We start from the raw sequence: 18,282 nt of genomic DNA, 5'->3' as shown, positions 1-18,282 counted from the left end.
GCGAGTCGAAGGCTGAAGCCAGTATCCGACTGAAGTCGGAGGGGTTGCTCCCAGAGGGGGACCCTAAACCGGGTTGGATCATCGACCGCCGAGCGATACGTCAACGCGACGAGCGCGCCGACCCCGGGCGTGCTCATCAGCCGGTGGCAAATCCTGTCCGCCCGCGCGATCTTCAGCATCGCGCGATGGAGCTTCGTGAACTCGCTCCACAGCGTTGCCCGCGCTGTCTGCATCGCGCCGATCACGGTTTCCAGCATCGCATGTCCGGCAGTCAGCTCTCGGATCCTGGCATCGAACCGGCCGCGGCTGACCTCGCCGATCTTGAGCCCGTAGCCACGCAGAATCCCCCGGATGCTGAGCTCGACGTCGAGCAACTTGCCCTGCAGCAGCTTGCGTCCAACGAGCAGCGCGCGGGTGTCCTGGGCGTCGATCGACTTGACGTGAACCGGCCGGTACCACCCCATCCGCAGCAACTGCGCGATCCCGCGCGCGTCCTTCCGGTCGGTCTTCACCGTCATCGCCGACAGCGCCGCCTTCACATGGCGCGTCTCCAGCAACACGGCCTCGAAACCGGCGGCGACAAGCCCGGCATGCAGCCATTGCGACAGCGGCCCGGCCTCAAGCCCAATGCGGCTCACCGGAAAGCCCAGTTCGCCGAAATAGCGAACCAGCGCCTCTGGTTCGCTGGCAACCTTGGCCTCACGGACGACCTTCCCCTTGGCGTCCACCACACACACGCTGCTCTCTTTCAGCGAGACATCGATTCCGGCATAATGGTCCACGACTGTTCCTCTCATGATGCTTGGGGCCGACCGCTCGGACCCGTTTCAAACACCATCATTCTGAGGGACAGCCACCCAACCTGGCTACCGTTTGAGACGCTGGCCCATTCCGGCATCTAAGTACTCAAGACTCGTTGCCTCTTAGGCGATAGCCGATACCCAGTTCATTGACGATGATTGCCGGTCGACTGACATCAGTTTCGATCTTCTGCCGGATATTGCGGATGACGACGCGAAGATATTCGATGTGACGTTCATAGTCATTCGGCCAGACGGCGCTCAGGAGTTGCTGGTGGGTGATGACTCTTCCCGGAAACTTCGCGAGTTCTGCAACAATCCCGAATTCCTTGGGTGTGAGATGCACGTCGTTACCCCCCTTGAGAACGCGCCGGTTTACCAGGTCAATCTCGACATCCCCAGCGACAATGGAAGACTGCGCGCCTTGGACGTGCATGCGGTGGCGCAGCGCGGTCCGCACGCGCGCGAGCAGTTCCTCGCTGTCGAACGGCTTGGTCACATAGTCGTCGGCGCCGAGATCGAGCGCGGCTACCTTCTGGTCGGTCGCATCGCGCGCGGACACCACGAGGAGCGTAGCCGTCGTCTGCTTCTTGATGATCGGCACGAGTTCCAGGCCGTCGCGATCGGGCAGCCCAAGATCGAGCAGCACTACATCTGGCTTTGTTTCCGACAGACGTTCCAACGCCTCACGCGCCGTCTCAGCTTCGACGATGTCGTAGGATGCTCGCGCCAGCGTTGTCTTCAGCAATCGCCGAATATGCGGCTCGTCGTCGACGATAAGTACTCTTGCAAGCGTACTCACTCGATTTGCTCCTGATCAGGCTCCCGGACCAGCAGGGCTTCCGGAAAACGAATATTGAACCTCGCACCGCGCGGGTCTCCACGATTGGCGGCATCGACACTCAGCCCCATGGCTTCGGCGAACCCCTTGACGATCGCGAGGCCAAGCCCGGTTCCTCCCTTCGATCGATCGGAGCCCTCGATACGGATGAACGTCTCGAACACGTCGCGCTCCCGCCCGGGGGGGAGGCCAGGCCCCTCGTCTAGGATGGACAGCACCAGTTCGCCCATGTTGCGCTCGGCCATGACCGTGATCGGCGAGCCGGGATCGGCGTAGCGGCCCGCGTTGTCGAGCAGGTTGATCAGGCAGTGATGAAAGAGTTGTACATCTACCCGGACGAGTGGAAAGTTCGGCGGGACATTCAGGATAATATCGTGCCCCGCCAGTGATTTGCGCGTGTCATGCACGGCGCTCGCGACGGCGTCGGTGAGATCGACCGGCTCCAACTTCAGCTTGATGACGCCCGCCTCGACCCGCGCCATGTCGAGCAGGTTGGCAACGAAGCGGTTGAGCCGTTGCGCCTCGCCTTCGAGAGTCTCGACCATAGCGGGGGACGCCACAGTGCGCAGTTCCTGCGCTACGCCCAGGATCGAGGTGAGCGGTGTGCGCAGGTCGTGGCTAACCGAGGACAGCAGGGCCGCACGCAGGCGGTCGCGCTCCTTCAATTGTGCGATGTCGCGCATTTCGTCTTCAAGCTGCATTCGCTCAAGCACCAACGCCGCCTGGTCGAGCAGGCTCATCAGCAGCGGGATCTGGTCCGAACGGATGGGATCGCCGCCGTCGTCACGCGCGAGCCCGATCACCGCCACAACCTTGCTGGCAGTTCGCATCGGGTAGAAGAGCCAGTCGGATGCGGTCAACGTGTCCGATCCCCGCCCGGTCGGCTGGTTCTTGTCCATCGCCCATTGCGCGGCGGCCATCTCGATCGCATCGAGGCTGTTCTCGGGCGGTGTGGCCGCACGAAGCAGCGGTCCGTCGATAGAAGGCACGAGAAGGGCAGTGCGCACACCGAAAAGCCGCGCAATCTCGGCGCAGATCACCTGCATCAGTTCTTCATCGTTGCCTGTAGCGGTCAACTGGCGCAGGAACCCGGCAAGCGCAGCGTTCTGGCGCGCGCTCGATCCGGCCAGCTCAGCTTGATCACGGACGCGTGATGCGAATTGGCTGGTCACGAAGGCGACGCCCAGCAAAACGACGATCGAGATGACGTTCTCCGGGTTGTTGACGCTCAGCGTGCCAGTTGGCGGCAGGAAAAAGAAGTTATAGGCGAGCGAAGACAGAATGCCGGCGAACAAGCCAGGCCTGAGGCCGAACAGGCTTGAGGAGACCATCACCGGCAGTAGGTAGAGCAACGCCACATTGCCAAGATTCAGGATGTGGAACAGCGCTGAGGCGGCGACGGTCACGGTGGCGACCATGAGAAGCGTCGAACCATAGGCGCTGCGTGTCCCCCAGGACCAGCTCGAGCGGGTTTGCGAGTGCGTCTTTCTCAGGGCATCCGAACCCACCGGCAGGACATGGATTGCGATCTCGGACGACTCGCGAACCAGACGGTCGACCACGGAGCCGTGCCGGAACTCGAACCAGCGCGAACGTGCGGACTTGCCGACGATGAGTTGGGTTGCGCGCACTTCCTGCGCATAGGATTTAAGGCCGCCAACAACGCTGGCCGCTGGAACCGACGCGACCATGCCGCCGAGTTGGTTGGCTAGGTTGAGCGCGTCTGCGAGCCGCTTGCGATCCTCCTCATCGAACAACCTGTCGCGCGGCGTTTCGACATGGACCACGGTCCATGGCGCGTGGAGTGCGTCGGCAAGGCGTTTCCCGGCCCGCACAAGACGGTCGGCGCCGGGCAACTCGCTCACCGCCACGACCACGCGATCTCCGCCAGCCCAGTTTCCTGCAAGCGCGTGTTGCCGCACATAGTCGAGCATCTGCGCATCGACCGCCTGCGCAGCGCGGCGCAGGGCCAGCTCGCGCAGCGCAGAGAGGTTCGATTTGGAGAAGAAATGCGTGAGCGCCCGCGTCGCTTCGTGCGGGACATAGACCTTGCCCTGCTTCAGCCGCTCGATGAGCTCATCAGGCGGGATGTCGACGACCTCGATCTCGGCATTTTCAAGGATGCGGTCAGGGACTGTTTCACGCACCCGCACGTGGGTGAACGAGGCAACGATATCGTTAAGACTCTCGATATGCTGGATGTTGATCGTCGAATAGACATCGATGCCGGCGTCGAGCAGTTCTTCCACATCCTGGTAGCGCTTGGGATGGCGGCTCTCAGGCGCATTGGTATGCGCCAACTCGTCGACCAACACCAGTTGCGGCCGCCGCTCCAGCACGGCGTCGATGTCCATTTCGGTCAGCTGCCGGCCCTGATAGTCGATCTTGCGGCGCGGGACGATCTCATGGCCCTGGGTCAGTGCTTCGGTTTCGGTGCGGCCATGGGTCTCAACGATGCCGACCACGACATCAACCCCGGCGCGTTTGCGCTGAGAGCCATCCGAGAGCATCTCCCAGGTCTTGCCCACACCAGGAGCCGCCCCAAGGAAGACCTTGAGGCGGCCGCGGCCCTCCTGCGCGGCGGCGCGCAGGAGGGCGTCAGGATCGGGTCTGTTTTCACTGGCCATTACCCGACGGTTTTACCGCCCAGCCGGTCGAGCTGTCGATTGAGATCGAGGACGTCGACCCGCGGTTCGCCCAGAATCCCGAGGAGCGGCCCTTCTATCGAACGCTGGACCAGTGCGCGAACTTCGGCTTCAGCCAGCCCGCGCACCTTGGCGACGCGCGCCACTTGCACGAGGGCTGCCTCGGGCGACAGGTCCGGATCGAGGCCCGAGCCGGAGGCCGTCACCAGATCACCGGCAATCGGGCCGTTGACGCCTTCGGCCCGGCGCTTCTCGATGTCGCCCTTGACACGATCGACGAGCGCCTGGCTGGTCGGCCCGAGGTTAGACCCGGAGGAAGCGAGGCCGTCATAGCCATTCGCGCCGGCGGCTGAGGGGCGTGTGTGGAAGTAGCGTTCGCCGGTAAATGCCTGTCCGATAACGCTTGATCCGATGACTTTGCCGTTCTCGCGGATCAGGCTGCCGTTGGCCTGGCTAGGAAAGACGGCCTGACCGATTCCGGTCAGCGCCAAGGGGTAGGCTATGCCCAGAAGCAGCGCGAACAGCACGGTCATGACGAGTGCGGGGCGCAGCGAGGTTGTGAAGTCGGAACCCATGTTTCTTCTCCTAGGCCAAGCCGATGCCGTTGACCGCGAGGTCAATGAGCTTGATGCCGATGAAGGGCGCGACCAGGCCGCCAAGGCCATAGACGGCGAGGTTGCGGGCGAGCAGCGGGCCTGCGCCCATCGGTTTGTAGGTAACGCCCTTCAGCGCGAGCGGCACCAGCAGCGGGATGATCAGCGCGTTGAAGATGATCGCCGAGAGGATCGCCGACTGCGGTGTCGCGAGGCCCATGATGTTGAGAACGGCGAGACCTGGATAGAGCACAATGAACATCGCCGGGATGATCGCGAAGTATTTGGCGACGTCGTTGGCGACCGAAAAGGTGGTGAGCGCGCCGCGCGTCATCAGCAACTGCTTACCCAGGCCGACGATCTCGATGAGCTTGGTCGGATCGCTGTCGAGGTCGACCATATTGCCCGCCTCGCGCGCTGCCTGCGTGCCGGTGTTCATGGCGACGCCAACGTCGGACTGCGCGAGGGCCGGGGCATCGTTTGTCCCGTCGCCGCACATGGCGACGAGGCGCCCGCCGGTCTGCTCCTTGCGGATCAGCTCCAGCTTGTCCTCAGGCGTTGCTTGGGCGAGGAAGTCGTCAACTCCCGCTTCCGCCGCGATCGCGGCGGCAGTGAGCGGGTTGTCGCCGGTGATCATCACCGTGCGGATGCCCATCTTGCGGAGCTCGCCGAAGCGCTCCCGGATGCCGGCCTTGACAATGTCCTTGAGGAAGATCGCACCGAGCAGTTTGCCGTCGACAGCGACGGCCAGCGGCGTGCCACCCCCGCGCGCGATCTCGTCGGTGATGCGGCGGAGCTCGGTGGCGGCCGTGGTCTCGCTTGCGCCGGGGTTGGCCTTGAAGACCGAATCGACGGCGCCCTTCTGTATGACAGTCCCGCCGACCCGGACGCCCGAGATGCGCGTCTGCGCCGTGAAGGGAATCACTTCGGCCCCGGCTGGCAGGGACTTTGTCGCGACGTTGAATCGCTCACGCGCCAATATGACGATCGAGCGTCCCTCTGGAGTCTCGTCGGCAAGGCTGGCCAGCAGCGCCGCCTCGGCGAGTTCACTAACCTGCACGCCGCCGACGGGCCGGAATTCGCTGGCCTGGCGGTCGCCGATGGTGATCGTGCCGGTCTTGTCGAGCAGCAGCACGTCGATGTCACCGGCCGCCTCGACCGCACGGCCGGACTTGGCGAGCACGTTGAAGCGCACCAGCCGATCCATGCCGGCGATGCCGATCGCGGAGAGCAGCGCGGCGATCGTCGTTGGGATGAGTGTGATCAGCAGCGCCGCCAGGATGACCACCGGGATCGAGCCGCCCGCATAGGACGCGAAGCCGGGAATGGTGCTGACCGCGATCAGGAAGATGATCGTGAGGCCGACGAGCAGGATGGTGAGTGCGATCTCGTTGGGCGTCTTCTGCCGTTCGGCGCCTTCGACCAGTGCGATCATACGGTCGAGGAAGCCCTGGCCCGGTTCCTGCGTCACCTTGACCTTGATCCGATCCGAGATGACGCGGGTGCCGGCGGTGACGGCGGAGCGGTCGCCGCCCGCTTCGCGGATGACGGGTGCGCTCTCGCCGGTGATAGCGGCCTCGTTCACCGAGGCGACGCCTTCTATTACCTCACCGTCCGCCGGGATCAGATCGCCGGTCTCGACGAGGACGATATCGCCGGCCCGCAGCGCGCTGGCGGGTACGGATTCGGTGCCGCCATTCTTGACACGCTTGGCGGTGAGCTCGGCCTTGGCCGCGCGAAGGCTCGCCGCTTGGGCCTTGCCGCGGCCCTCGGCAAGGGCTTCGGCGAAGGTGCCGAACAGCACGGTCAGCCACAGCCAAATCACGAGCTGGAGCTTGAAGCCGGTCGCCAGGCCATCCTGCCCGACGAAGAGCAGGATGGTGAGGAGCGCGGCCACGACAGCCGTGGTGAACATCACCGGGTTGCGGATCAGTTCGCGCGGATCGAGCTTGCGGAAGGCGTCGCCGATCGCGGGCACGATCAGGTCCGCCGTGAAAAGCGACTTGGGAGTTGTACGGGTCATATGCCAGGCCCCCGATCAGAAGAGTTTGCCGCTGATCATCGCGAGATGATCGGCGATGGGACCAAGCGCGAGGCTTGGCAGGAAGGTCAGGCCGCCCAGGATCAGCACGATGCCGACGAGCAGACCCGTCCAGAGTGGACCGGTCGTCGGGAAGGAGCCCGAACTCTCGGGCGTGTACTTCTTCGCCGCCAAGCTACCCGCGATGGCGAGCATCGGGATGATGATGAAGAAGCGACCGACCCACATCGCAACACCCAGCATTCCGTTATAATAGGGCGTGTTGGCTGTCAGGCCCGCGAAGGCCGAACCATTGTTGCCCACGGCGCTGGTGAAGGCGTAGAGGATCTCCGAGAAGCCGTGTGGTCCCTTGTTGAGCGGCCCCGCCAGGCCCTGCTGCAGCACCGAGGAAATGGCGGTGAAGCCCAGGATGATCAGCGGAAGCACCGCGATGGCAAGCACCGCCAGCTTCACTTCCTTCGCCTCGATCTTCTTGCCGACATATTCGGGCGTGCGTCCGACCATCAGCCCGGCGACGAACACCGCAAGGATGGCGAAGAGCAGGAAGCCGTAGATGCCCGCACCCACGCCACCGACCACAACCTCGCCGAGCTGGATGTTGAACAGCGGGATCATGCCGCCCAGGGCGGTGAAGCTGTCGTGCATGGCGTTGACCGCGCCGCACGAGGCAGCGGTGGTGACGACCGAGAACAAGGCGGAGGCGGCAATGCCGAAGCGGACTTCCTTGCCCTCCATATTGCCTCCCGGAACGCCAAGGCCATGAAGCACCGGGTTGCCCGCCGCCTCCTGCCAGTAGGTGACCGTGACGCCCGCCAGGAAGATCACCAACATGGCGGCGAGGATCGCCCAGCCCTGACGTGTGTTGCCCACCGCCTTGCCGAACGTGTAGGTAAGGCCGAAGCCGATCAGGAAGATCGACAGCATCTGCACGAGATTGGTGAGCGCCGTCGGATTCTCGAACGGGTGGGCGGAGTTGGCGTTAAAGAAGCCGCCGCCGTTAGTGCCGAGCATCTTGATCGCTTCCTGGCTGGCGACAGGCCCGACGGTCAGGGTCTGCTTCACGCCTTCGAGCGTGGCGATGTCGACCGTTCCAGCCAACGTCTGCGGCACGCCATTAGCAATCAGGAAGAGCGCATAGACGATGCAGAGCGGAAGCAGCAGATAGAGCGTGATACGCGTGCAGTCCGCCCAGAAGTTTCCGATCGTCGCCATGTTGCGCCGGGCGAAACCCCGGAAGAGCGCGAAGGCGAGCGCGATGCCGGTAGCGGCCGAGAGGAAGTTATGGATGGTCAGCCCCAGCATCTGGCTGAGATTCGACATCGTCGACTCGCCGGCGTAGCTCTGCCAGTTGGTGTTGGTCGTGAAGCTCACCGCGGTGTCAAACGCCAGATGGTCGCCAACCGCCGCGAAACCCTGGGAGTTGAGCGGCAGAACCGCCTGCAGACGCAGGATCGCGTAGGTGAACAGCAGCAACGTCGCGTTGAATATGAGCATGTGAACGGCATAGCGCCGCCAGTTCTGTTCCTCGTCCGGGTTGATCCCGGACAATTTGTAGAAACCCCGCTCGACCGGTCCGAGCACGGCGTGAAACGGTGTGCGGCGTCCCTCGTAAAGGGCGAACAGCCAAAGCCCGATAGGCTTGGCGAGTGCGACGAGGATCGCGACGAAGGCGAGGATGAGGAGCCATCCCTGAAGGGTCATGCTGTCCTCCCGTTAAAAGCGTTCAGGCCGCACGAGCACGGCCACGAGATAGAGAAGAAGGCCGCCCGCTGTGAACGCGGCGAGCCACAGATCGATGGTCATGACAGGTGCTCCATCATGCGTTGTCGCAAAGGCGGACATAGACTAGCGAGAGCGCCAGCAGTCCGATAACGAGGCCGACCCAAAGGACGTCGCCCATATTACATCTCCTTGATGTTGGTGGGGACGCGCGGGCGGGGATGCGCCGTCTCCGATATATTTCCGACCTGGGGGGCTCGGGTTCCCAAGAACCTAAGATGCGACAGAAGCAATCGCCCGCTTCGTTCCCGCAGGATGTCCATAACTGTCCCGCATGCTAGCGGCACCGCAGCGACCGCGCATGGAGCAGGCGGGCGGCTGGCCCGATGCACCTCGAAATCCACGTGACCCCCTTTCGGCCTTTGACCCGCCGCAGAGACGCAACGGGAATCGAGAAGAGAGTATGCAAATAAGACGCTTCGGCGTTTGTATTCGAGAGCAGCTTATTAGCAGCGACATATGTTTCTCATTAGGATTCGTACGTAGGCCGACCGTTCTGCCGCATTCGCGGGCAGGCGTGGCGAGGCTTCGGTCCGATCTCAGGCGGCTCTTGCTTTGTCCCCGGCTTCGGTCGGCTTGCGCGCTCCCGGCTGCTGATTGCGAACATGGCGCATCGGGAGCGAGTGACAGTTCTTGCGGAAGTAGACGATCTCGAGGAGCGTCGGCCAGATTTCGAGCGAAGAGCGGATGAGCCCGATTTCATCATCGACGATTCGGCTGACGTTCTGCTGGAAGAAATCCGGCTCGAACTCGTAGAAGGTGCGCGCCAAGCTCGCCGCGAATAGTGCGAGCGCTTCGCGCCGCTCGTCGGAGCGGGCGTGCGCCTGGGCGTCGAGTAGCCGCGAATGCAGCGATTGCGCCCCGTGCAGGATCTCTTGGCTGTCGGCGAGCGTCACCGCGCCTTCATAGTCGAAGCTGATGCCTACTTCGTCGACCTTGCGCAGGCTCGCGCGGATCTTGTTCTTGAGCAGCGTGCAAATGGCCTCGTTGAACAGCTCGGATGCCAGCGGATCGCGCATGTAGTTGTTCTTGATGTGGGTCTGGGCGGAATCGACGTGCGCGGCCGCCACCGATGGCTGCTGTACCCAAAGGCGATAGATATAATCCTCGAAGCGCAGGCGCGTGGGGAAGAAGGGCGGCAGGCCGGTACTGTTGTCGTATCCCGCGACGCCGCAGTCCATACGCCAGTTGACCGTCGTGACACAGGGCCGGAAATTCACGAGCACATAGGTGTCGTTGAGCGACTCGGCGTCGTGCCGGTCGTGGTCCTCGAGGAACATCTCGATATAGTCGGCGGCGTCGATGTCGTTGGTACCGGTCCGGAAAGTCTGCGCCATCTTGACGATCGCGTTACGCGATACCTTGCCCTCGCGCAGGAACAACGAGTTCTCACGTGCCAGGCCGAGCGAAGTGTTGGTTTCAAGGTCCATTGCCGTGTCGACCAAGAGTTCGCCGCGCTCATAGTTGGGCGGCGCCTCGGCGACGGTCTTGCCGAGGATGTCGCGGAAGGACTCAAGGATATCATAGGATTTGCGGGTGTGTCCGTTTGCGCCGCGCGGGATGAGCTTGCCGCGGCTGATCTCGTCGTCGGCCAGCGATTCCGGGCTGTCCTCGATCAGCGCGTAGGGCCGCATGTCGTCGTCGGCGCTGATCATAAGGTCGCCCAGCGTATACATCAGCGTGAAGTTGCGATTGCCGCCATAGCTCGGACGGAAGAGGTTGCGCACCAGCACATCGAGCTTGCGGTCGCGCAGGCGCTTGCAGATGTAGGAGACGAACTGCTCCTTCTCGGCCGGGCCGACATAGAACAGATCGTTATGCGTACGGGTGCGCTCGAGGCCGGCGTAATATTTCTCGTGATTTGCGAGCGAGGAATCGTCGAAGACGGTGATCGGGGCGGTCTGCCCGCTCCGCCGAAAATTGTCGTCATAGGCTTCGACGGTCTCGCCCACGTCACGCAGGCGATAGGTCGGGATCACGAAATGCAGGTTTCTTTCGGTCATGAATGTTGAGCCTTTCAGGGACGGTGAAGGATTGCCGGTCGATCGAGGTTGATCAGCCGCGCGGGAATCAGGGACGGCCGGAACGCGCCGCCGGACCGTCTTCCCCGTGCGCTGGGTAAGCCTGGCCGGCCCAGCGCGCCGAGATGGCGACTTGCTCGAACAGGCCCGGCCCGACGATGGCGAGCGCCATGCTGGCGCTGAAACAGGCGAGTACCACCATGCCGAGCAGGAATTCAGCCGGGCTCGCCTCGTGCGGATAGGCCTGGATCATGCCGGTGAGGCGTTGCCCGAGCAGCCAACCGCCTCCGACTAGAACAACGCCCGAAAGGCGCAGTGCGATGCAGGCGCTCGTCCGCCGATGCCACTCGACCATGAACAAACCTTCCTTTTGAGGCTGGTCAGGTACGAAGTCGTGCATAGCTATTCGAGACGGATCAAAGGCGAACCGCATAGGGATTGCATAAAGGCCACATGGGCGATGTGCGCATGACTGATGAACAAAAGGTCGTGGCTTGCCGAGCAGCCGAGATATTATGCTGGCAATGTCCGATTCAGCTGACTGTGGGAACTATCGACGGACCGTCACCCCAAATGTGATCGCGCTGCGGGTAGCGCCATCGACATGGCGCCCGCCGATAAGGTCGAGATCGACCGCGCCGCCTGCGACGGTCCAGCGCAGGCCCGCCTGACCTCCGACCTTGCCTTGGTCGCGCGTGAAGGTCTCGACCATCACGTTAAGGTTTTTCCTGAGCGCGATTTCCGCCTGCGCGCCCACGAACATGTCATGGCGATGGCCCGCGCGTGCCCATAGCCAGCCGGCATTGAGATTGAACCGTAGTTTGTCACCTGCGGGGATCGTCACCGGCACGATGGCCGATGCAGTCTCGAACCTGCCTTTTTGAATGCCATAGCCCACGCTGGTGGCGATGCCGATGCCGATCCCGCGATCCTCGGAGCGGAGCATCAGCTTCGGCGACAGGCCGATCAGCGTATCGTCGGTGCTTTCGGTCCAGCTATGTGTGACGAATCCGCCAATCTCCAGATTGGGCCACGCCTTGCGCGTGCAGGCGGGCGCGCTGTTGACGAGGCCGCCGCCGCTCGACAGCGTCACCCAGCTTTCGAGATGGCAGGTGCCAGGCGTCTCGACCGCCGCATCATCGACGACATGCTCGCCACCCGACGCGCAGGCCGGCCCGGCCGCCAGCAACGCCAGCGGCAGGATCGCTCCCCCCAAGGCCAGCCGCATCAGCTCGGATCGTCCAGGCTGAACTGGTCTGCGCCTTCGTCATAGGCGAAAATCTCGGCATAGCGGCCCCAATGGGTCACGGTGCGCAGCGTCTCGGCGGCGTAGTCGGGCGACATATGATCCTCCAGCTCGTCGCGGAAACGCCGTGCGGGCGCGGTATGACCCGGACGCTCATCGAGGATACGGCGGATATGTTGCGCCAGCGGGACGTGCGCGAGCAGCGCCTGCGCGAAGATGGCGGTGCGCTGATCGACATCGGCGATCGCATAGCGCCGTGCGGGCGGCGTGAGCGTGAAGTCGCCGCTCGAGAGATCGGCGAGGCGCAGCAGCTGCAGCGTTTCGGCCATCGGAAACAGCTCGTCGACCTCGAGTTGCAGTTCGTCGGCGAGGTCGGCCATGCTGGCTCGCCCGTCGAACGGTGCGGCGTCGACCTCCTCGATCAAGCCGGACAGTGCGTCGGTGGAGACGTCAGGCAGCACCATCGCGATGCCGGTGCCGGGAAAGAGCCCGTCACGTGCGGGCTCAGGCGCGGCGCGCGCCGTCATCCGCGCATAAATGTCATCGACCAATGCGCGGAAGGCCGGATCGAGCCGGTCGCGCGGCTGCGGCAGGTCGACCTTGATCTCGGCCGCCACTCGGCCGGGATTGGAGGAGAAGACGAGGATGCGGTCGCACATCAGCACGGCCTCCTCGATATTGTGGGTGACGATCAGGATCGACTTGATCGGCATCCGCCCTTCGCACCACAGGTCGAGCAGGTCGGTGCGCAGCGTCTCAGCGGTGAGCACGTCCAATGCCGAGAAGGGCTCGTCCATCAGCAGCAGCGACGGATCGACCACCAGCGCGCGGGCGAGACCTACACGCTGGCGCATCCCGCCCGACAATTCCTTTGGATAGGCGTTCTCGAAGCCGTCGAGGCCGATCAGGTCGATCGCGGCGAGCGCGCGGGTGCGGCGCTGCTCGGCCGGAACACGCTGTGCTTCCAGCCCGAGCTCGACATTCTGGAGGAAGGTGAGCCAGGGAAACAGCGCGAAGGTCTGGAACACCATGCTGACGCTGGGCGTGTTGCCGTCCTCCCCGAGCACGAAGCGCACATCGCCTTCGCTCGGACGGAGTAGACCCGCGATCGAGCGCAGCAGGGTTGATTTGCCCGAGCCCGAGCGGCCGAGCAGGCCGACGATCTCGTTCTCGTTGAGCGTCAGGTCGACATCGTCGAGCACGAGCATCTGGCCATGACCCTTGCCGTAGAAATGACGGACATTGGACAGTTCGACGAGCGGACGGGTTTCCGCGATGGTGGCCATGATCGAGGCTCCTTTCGATTCCGATGTGGTCAGGCGAGACGCAGGCGGCGCTCGGCGAAGGCGTAGAGCGGCCGCCACAGCAGCCGGTTGAAGGCGATGACGAACAGCGACATGGCCGCGACGCCGAGCGCGACGCGGGGATAGTCGCCGGCCGTGGTCGCATCGGCGATATAGGCTCCAAGGCCCGAGGCATGGAGCTTCTGATCGCCCCAGGACACGGCCTCCGCAACGATGCTGGCGTTCCACGAGCCGCCCGAGGCGGTGAGCGCGCCGGTCACATAATAGGGAAAAATACCGGGCAGCGCGACCTGGCGCCACCATTGCCAGCCCCGGACCCCGAACATGCCGGCCGCTTCGCGCAGGTCGGTCGGGATCGCGCTCGCGCCGGCGATGACGTTGAACAGGATATACCACTGCGTGCCCAGGATCATCAGTGGCGACAGCCACACGTCCGGGCTGAGCTTCCACTGCACGATCAGGATCACGGCGAACGGGAAAAGCACGTTGGCCGGGAACGCGGCGAGGAACTGCGCGACCGGCTGGAGGCGCTCGGCCCATTTCGGGCGCAGGCCGATCCAAACGCCGATCGGCACCCAGATCAGGCTGGCGAGCGCGATCAGCACCAGCACGCGGATCATCGTCAGGCAGGCCAGACCGAGGACGGCAAGCGCATCGCCCCAGTTCAAGGTGCGCATGACGAAGCCGATGATGGTCCAGGCGGCGAAGATCACCGCCGCAGCGAGCAGCGCCTGCCAGGCGAGTTCACTGATCCGACTGGCAGGACGCTCTTTCGTCGCCCGGCGGTGGCCGCCGCCGGGATCGAGGATCAGCAGCAGCCGACCGAGGCCGATGATGGGCGCGAACAGCAGTGACAACAGCCGAGTGCGGCGAACCAGATCGTAGGCCCAGGAGCGCGGTCGCTCGGCGCTCGCGGTCTGCTCGAAGCGGAACTTGTCGGCCCAGGCGACGATCGGCCGGAACACAAGCTGATCGTACAACAGGATGACGGCTGCCATCGCACCCACTGCCCAGCCGATTGCCACGAAATCCTTCTGCGTGATGGCGAGCGCAAGCCAGGAACCGATGCCGGGCAAGGTGACCGTGGTGTTGCCGACTGTGATCGCTTCGGATGCGACGACGAAGAACCAGCCGCCCGACATCGACATCATCATGTTCCAGACAAGCGCAGGTGTCGCAAACGGCAAGTCGAGCCGCAGGAAGCGCCGCACGGGAGACAGCCCGAAGCTGCGCGACACCTCGTCGAGATCGGACGGCACCGAGCGCAGCGACTGGTAGAAGCTGAACGCCATGTTCCACGCCTGGCTGGTGAAGATCGCGAACACCGCCGCCAATTCGACGCCGAGGATGCGCCCCGGAAACAGCCCCATGAAGAAGGTGACGGTGAAGGTGAGGAAGCCGAGGATCGGCACCGATTGCAGGATATCGAGCGCGGGCACGATGATCTGGCCGGCGCGCCGGCTCCGGGCGGCCAGCGTCGCGACGACGAGCGTGAAGACCAGCGATGCCAACAGCGCGGCGAACATCCGCAGCGTGGTGCGCAGGGCATAATAGGGAAGATACAGCGGATCGAGCGTGACTGGCTCGATCTGCAATCGCGACAGCGGTTCGGCGATCCCTTCGGCGCCGCGGAAGACGAGCATGGCGAGCCCCGCCAGCAGGACGAAGGCGATGGCGTCGGCCCGGTTCGGCGCGGTCAGGCGGAGCATGCGCGAGAAGGGCCGCACGCCCCGGGCAATCGGGGTCATTTCTGTCATGTCTCACCTCATCGGGCGCCGCTTGCGGGCCGCCCTGGGCGAGACTGACGGGATCAGGCTCGGCCAGGCGCCCCTAGCGGCGCGGATAATCCACTACTGTCGCTTGGCATTGATCGGTTGGCTTTCCTGATTGCCGGCAAACCCTGCCGACGGGCGGCCGATGCTCCCGCACCGCAGCAATGTCAATCAATCGGGGGCGGACTATACCAAAGTATCGCCGTCCTCCTTGATGTTCCGGGGGGTCATTCATGCTGTTAAGCCATCACGCCAAGACAAAGAGAGAAATTCATGACCGTCATCGCCGCCTATCTTTATCGGAATGGTCGCCGGGTCGAACCCGTCTCGCTTGATCATCCCGTACATTGCGCCAGCGACAGTTCGGAATTCGTCTGGATCGGCCTTTTCGAGCCCACCAAGGACGAGTTGCGCACGCTCCAGGAGAATTTCGGACTGCATCCGCTGGCTGTCGAGGACGCGCTCAAGGCGCACCAGCTGCCGAAGGTCGATGTCTATGGCGACCAGCTCTTCGTGGTCGCGCGCACCGCGCATCTGGAAGCGGACAGTATCGCCTATGGCGAGACGTCGGTCTTTGTCGGCGCAAGCCATATCATCAGCGTCAGACATGGCTCGGAGCGCGCGCACTCCGGTCTTCGCGAACAGCTCGAAGCGGCGCCCGTGCTGCTCGGCCACGGCGTGGACTACGTTCTGCACGCGATCCTGGATTTCATCGTCGACGGCTATCTGCCGATCGTGGAGACGATCGAGGAAGACGTCCTCAAGATGGAGCATCGCGCGCTCGACAGCTTCCTCGATCGGGGCGAGGTGATCCGCCTGTTCACGCTGCGTCGCCAACTCGTCCAATTCCAGCGCATGCTTGGCCCGATGTCCGCCCTGTGCGCCAAGCTGGAGCATCTGGAACTTCCCTTTCTCGATCCCGAGGTCCGGCCCTATTTCAGGGACGTGCTCGATCATGTCCGGCGGACCGAAGCCATGGTCGGGTCGCTGCGCGAAGTGCTGATATCGGTGTTCGAGGTTAGCCATCTGTTCGAGCAGCAGCGCCAGGGCGCGATTACCCGGCAACTCGCGGCCTGGGCCGCCATCCTCGCGGTGCCGACCGCCATCGCCGGGATTTACGGGATGAATTTCGAGCACATGCCGGAACTCAAGACGCAATATGGCTATTTCATCGTGCTTGGCGTGATCTCCGCCGTCTGCGTCGCGCTCTATATCCGCTTCAAGCGGGCGCGCTGGCTCTGATGGCGCCCGTTGGCCGTGATGAGCGGGATGTGCCCATCGGAGCCGCGGCAGGGTTCGGCCGCGGCCGTGGACCGATCGGCCGTCGGACATGAGGTATGGCGGAAAGCCTGTATTTCCGGTCCATAGGGTCCGGCGGATCGTCGGCCGCGTGCAACGCTGGTCCTTGTACCGGCTGTCGTTCCAGTTTCTTCGCCTGAGCTTGGCCTGCCACCGCTGGGGCTTCGCCACAGACGCGCGGGTGTTGATGACCGTTTCGCACCGGCTGCGCAAGCGCGCCGCCGGGCGATAGGCGCCCCTACTGCCGGGGTTTCAGGCCCGACCGTCAGTAGTCGCGCTCCACCGGTGAGACGAAACGGTCCGCCGGGGCCGATGTTGTAGGCTGCTTCCCTATGAGGGCGGGATCGATCGGTTGGTCGAACGAGAACCCGAAACGTGAGGATCAGGACTTCGCCCTTGGTCATGCCTGGCACAAGATCCCCGCCAAGCCCGGTCGCCGAAAGGTTGCGGATCCGCAGCGTCATCGGCTCCGCCTGGCCTGGCCGTCGCGCCTGCGCTTGCAGCAGGACGCTGCCGCGCCGTCCGGCTCGATGGTCGAGTGCCGGCGTCGTCGGATCATCCGGACCGTCCTTCATCGGCCCGCCTCGACATCCGGCGGATTCTGCGCGTCCTCCCGCACGGGCGCGATCAGATCGTATATCCGGACCAGCTGCGGCAGCGATGCCGCGCCCATCTTGAGCATCACCTGGCGCCGCCGCACCTTGACCGTGATCTCGCTCACGCCCAGCAGTCCGGCAATTTGCTTGTTGAGCAGACCCTTGACGACCGATTCCATGACGGCGCGCTCACCGGATGTCAGCTCGCCATGCCGGTCGCGCAATATCGTGATTTCACTCTCGAACGCGCGCCGCAGCCTGTCGCGCCCGATCCCGCTGTGGATCGCGTCGAGCAATGCCCGGTCGTCGAACGGTTTCATGAGGAACTCGATCGCCCCGTCCTTCATCGCCCGGACCGACATGGGGACGTCGCCATGCCCGGTGATGAAGATCACCGGCAGGCTGATCCCCAGCGACGCCATCTGCCGCTGGAAGTCGAGCCCGCTTTGTCCGGGCATGCGGACGTCGAGGACCAGGCACCCCGGCGCGTCCGGCATCCCGCTGTCGAGAAAGGCGCGGGTCGAAGCAAAGCATCGTGCCTCCAGACCCACGGAGGCAAGCAGATCCTCGAGCGCAGCGCGCACCGACGCATCGTCATCGATGATCCGGACCACCGGCGCCAGTTCTCCGGGATCGATCTCGTCGGTCATAAACCGGCTCGCGCGGGCAGGCTGACATGGATTTCCATGCCGACCGGCCCGGGAAGGCTCGCCCGGATCTCGCCGCCATGCGCCTCGACGATCGTTCGGCAGATCGCAAGACCCATGCCGGTGCCGCCCTTCTTGGTGGTCCAGAACGCGTCGAACAGCAGGGGAAGATTGTCCTCGCTCGCGCCGATGCCGGCGTCCTTCACGCACAGCCGGACGGCGGTGTCGTCCAGCCATGTGCGAAGGTCGAGCGAACGGCGGGACGCCGGCAGGTCCTCCATCGCCTCGACTGCATTGAGGATCAGATTGCCAAGCACCTGCTGGAGCTGAACGGGATCTCCCAGGATCGGCGGAAGCGCGTCCGCCAGATCGAGGCGGAGCGCGATCTCGTTGCGATCGATCTCGCTCTGCGCGAGCGCGACGGACTCGGTGACCGCGTCATTGAGCGACATTTCCTTCGTCTGGGCGGCCTCGCCACGCATATGTTCCCTGACGCGCGCGACCACCTTGCCGGCACGATTGGCGTCGTCGACGATCCGGCCCGCCGCCAGCCGCGCCCGCTCGAGATTGGGCGGCTCGGCCGCCAGCCAGCGCAGGCAGGCGTCGCCGCTGGTCGCGATCGCCGCAAGCGGCTGGACACCCTGAAATACCTCTGGCTGTAAGGCTGGGTTTGTGATTCCATCGCGATGGAGCGATGG

Annotated in this window: 15 protein-coding genes; 1 reads left to right on the top strand and 14 read right to left on the bottom strand. The window is 64.1% G+C overall.

Features of this window, described 5'->3' with window-relative positions; genetic code table 11:
- The 12 genes from PYV00_RS19345 to PYV00_RS19290 form a co-directional block, all read right to left on the bottom strand.
- Positions 1–782, bottom strand: a 782-nt coding sequence (locus tag PYV00_RS19345) for an IS110 family transposase (protein ID WP_275229963.1), incomplete at its 3' end; no start/stop codon positions are given.
- Positions 783–906: 124 nt separating this feature from the next.
- Positions 907–1,602 carry a response regulator gene (locus PYV00_RS19340; RefSeq protein WP_275229962.1) on the bottom strand — a complete coding sequence of 232 codons (696 nt, stop codon included), beginning with the start codon at positions 1,600–1,602 and terminating at the stop codon, positions 907–909.
- Complete coding sequence (locus tag PYV00_RS19335) at positions 1,599–4,268, bottom strand: sensor histidine kinase (protein WP_275229961.1); 2,670 nt, start codon at positions 4,266–4,268, stop codon at positions 1,599–1,601. The genes PYV00_RS19340 and PYV00_RS19335 overlap by 4 nt, the downstream gene beginning before the upstream one ends.
- Entirely contained in the window at positions 4,268–4,861 is a 594-nt protein-coding gene (gene kdpC / locus PYV00_RS19330) for a potassium-transporting ATPase subunit KdpC (protein WP_275229960.1), read from the bottom strand. Before kdpC ends, PYV00_RS19335 begins: the two co-directional genes overlap by 1 nt.
- A gap of 10 nt (positions 4,862–4,871) precedes the next feature.
- Complete coding sequence (gene kdpB, locus PYV00_RS19325; RefSeq protein WP_275229959.1) at positions 4,872–6,902, bottom strand: potassium-transporting ATPase subunit KdpB; 2,031 nt, start codon at positions 6,900–6,902, stop codon at positions 4,872–4,874.
- 15 nt (positions 6,903–6,917) lie between these two features.
- Positions 6,918–8,621 carry a potassium-transporting ATPase subunit KdpA gene (kdpA, locus tag PYV00_RS19320; RefSeq protein WP_275229958.1) on the bottom strand — a complete coding sequence of 568 codons (1,704 nt, stop codon included), beginning with the start codon at positions 8,619–8,621 and terminating at the stop codon, positions 6,918–6,920.
- Between the two features lie 12 nt (positions 8,622–8,633).
- Entirely contained in the window at positions 8,634–8,723 is a 90-nt protein-coding gene (locus PYV00_RS19315; protein ID WP_275229957.1) for a potassium-transporting ATPase subunit F, read from the bottom strand.
- A gap of 515 nt (positions 8,724–9,238) precedes the next feature.
- The gene (locus PYV00_RS19310; protein ID WP_275229956.1) at positions 9,239–10,702 is read right to left on the bottom strand and encodes a hypothetical protein; all 1,464 of its coding nucleotides are present in this window, start codon (positions 10,700–10,702) and stop codon (positions 9,239–9,241) included.
- 67 nt (positions 10,703–10,769) lie between these two features.
- Entirely contained in the window at positions 10,770–11,120 is a 351-nt protein-coding gene (locus PYV00_RS19305; RefSeq protein ID WP_275229955.1) for a hypothetical protein, read from the bottom strand.
- A gap of 150 nt (positions 11,121–11,270) precedes the next feature.
- Complete coding sequence (locus PYV00_RS19300) at positions 11,271–11,948, bottom strand: hypothetical protein (protein ID WP_275229954.1); 678 nt, start codon at positions 11,946–11,948, stop codon at positions 11,271–11,273.
- Positions 11,948–13,252 (bottom strand): AAA-associated domain-containing protein, encoded by a 1,305-nt coding sequence (locus PYV00_RS19295; protein WP_275229953.1) that lies wholly within the window; start codon positions 13,250–13,252, stop codon positions 11,948–11,950. Before PYV00_RS19295 ends, PYV00_RS19300 begins: the two co-directional genes overlap by 1 nt.
- Before the next feature lie 29 nt (positions 13,253–13,281).
- Entirely contained in the window at positions 13,282–15,018 is a 1,737-nt protein-coding gene (locus PYV00_RS19290; protein ID WP_428981657.1) for an ABC transporter permease, read from the bottom strand.
- Between the two features lie 297 nt (positions 15,019–15,315).
- Between PYV00_RS19290 and PYV00_RS19285 the strand changes: the two genes are divergently transcribed.
- Positions 15,316–16,284: a magnesium and cobalt transport protein CorA gene (locus PYV00_RS19285; RefSeq protein WP_275229951.1), complete on the top strand. Its 969-nt coding sequence runs from the start codon at positions 15,316–15,318 to the stop codon at positions 16,282–16,284.
- 628 nt (positions 16,285–16,912) lie between these two features.
- Here PYV00_RS19285 and PYV00_RS19280 read toward each other — a convergent pair.
- Together PYV00_RS19280 and PYV00_RS19275 are read right to left on the bottom strand one after the other, a co-directional pair.
- Positions 16,913–17,587, bottom strand: coding sequence for a response regulator transcription factor (locus PYV00_RS19280; RefSeq protein ID WP_275229950.1), 675 nt, complete (start codon positions 17,585–17,587; stop codon positions 16,913–16,915).
- Positions 17,584–18,282: sensor histidine kinase (locus PYV00_RS19275; protein WP_275229949.1), on the bottom strand; the 699-nt coding region annotated here is incomplete at its 5' end. The genes PYV00_RS19280 and PYV00_RS19275, both read right to left, overlap by 4 nt.

This window comes from Novosphingobium album (ex Liu et al. 2023) (genome assembly GCF_029076845.1).
Lineage (GTDB): Bacteria > Pseudomonadota > Alphaproteobacteria > Sphingomonadales > Sphingomonadaceae > Novosphingobium.
Note: the sequence above shows the minus strand (reverse complement) of the source record. Positions and strands in the feature narration are given on the sequence as shown.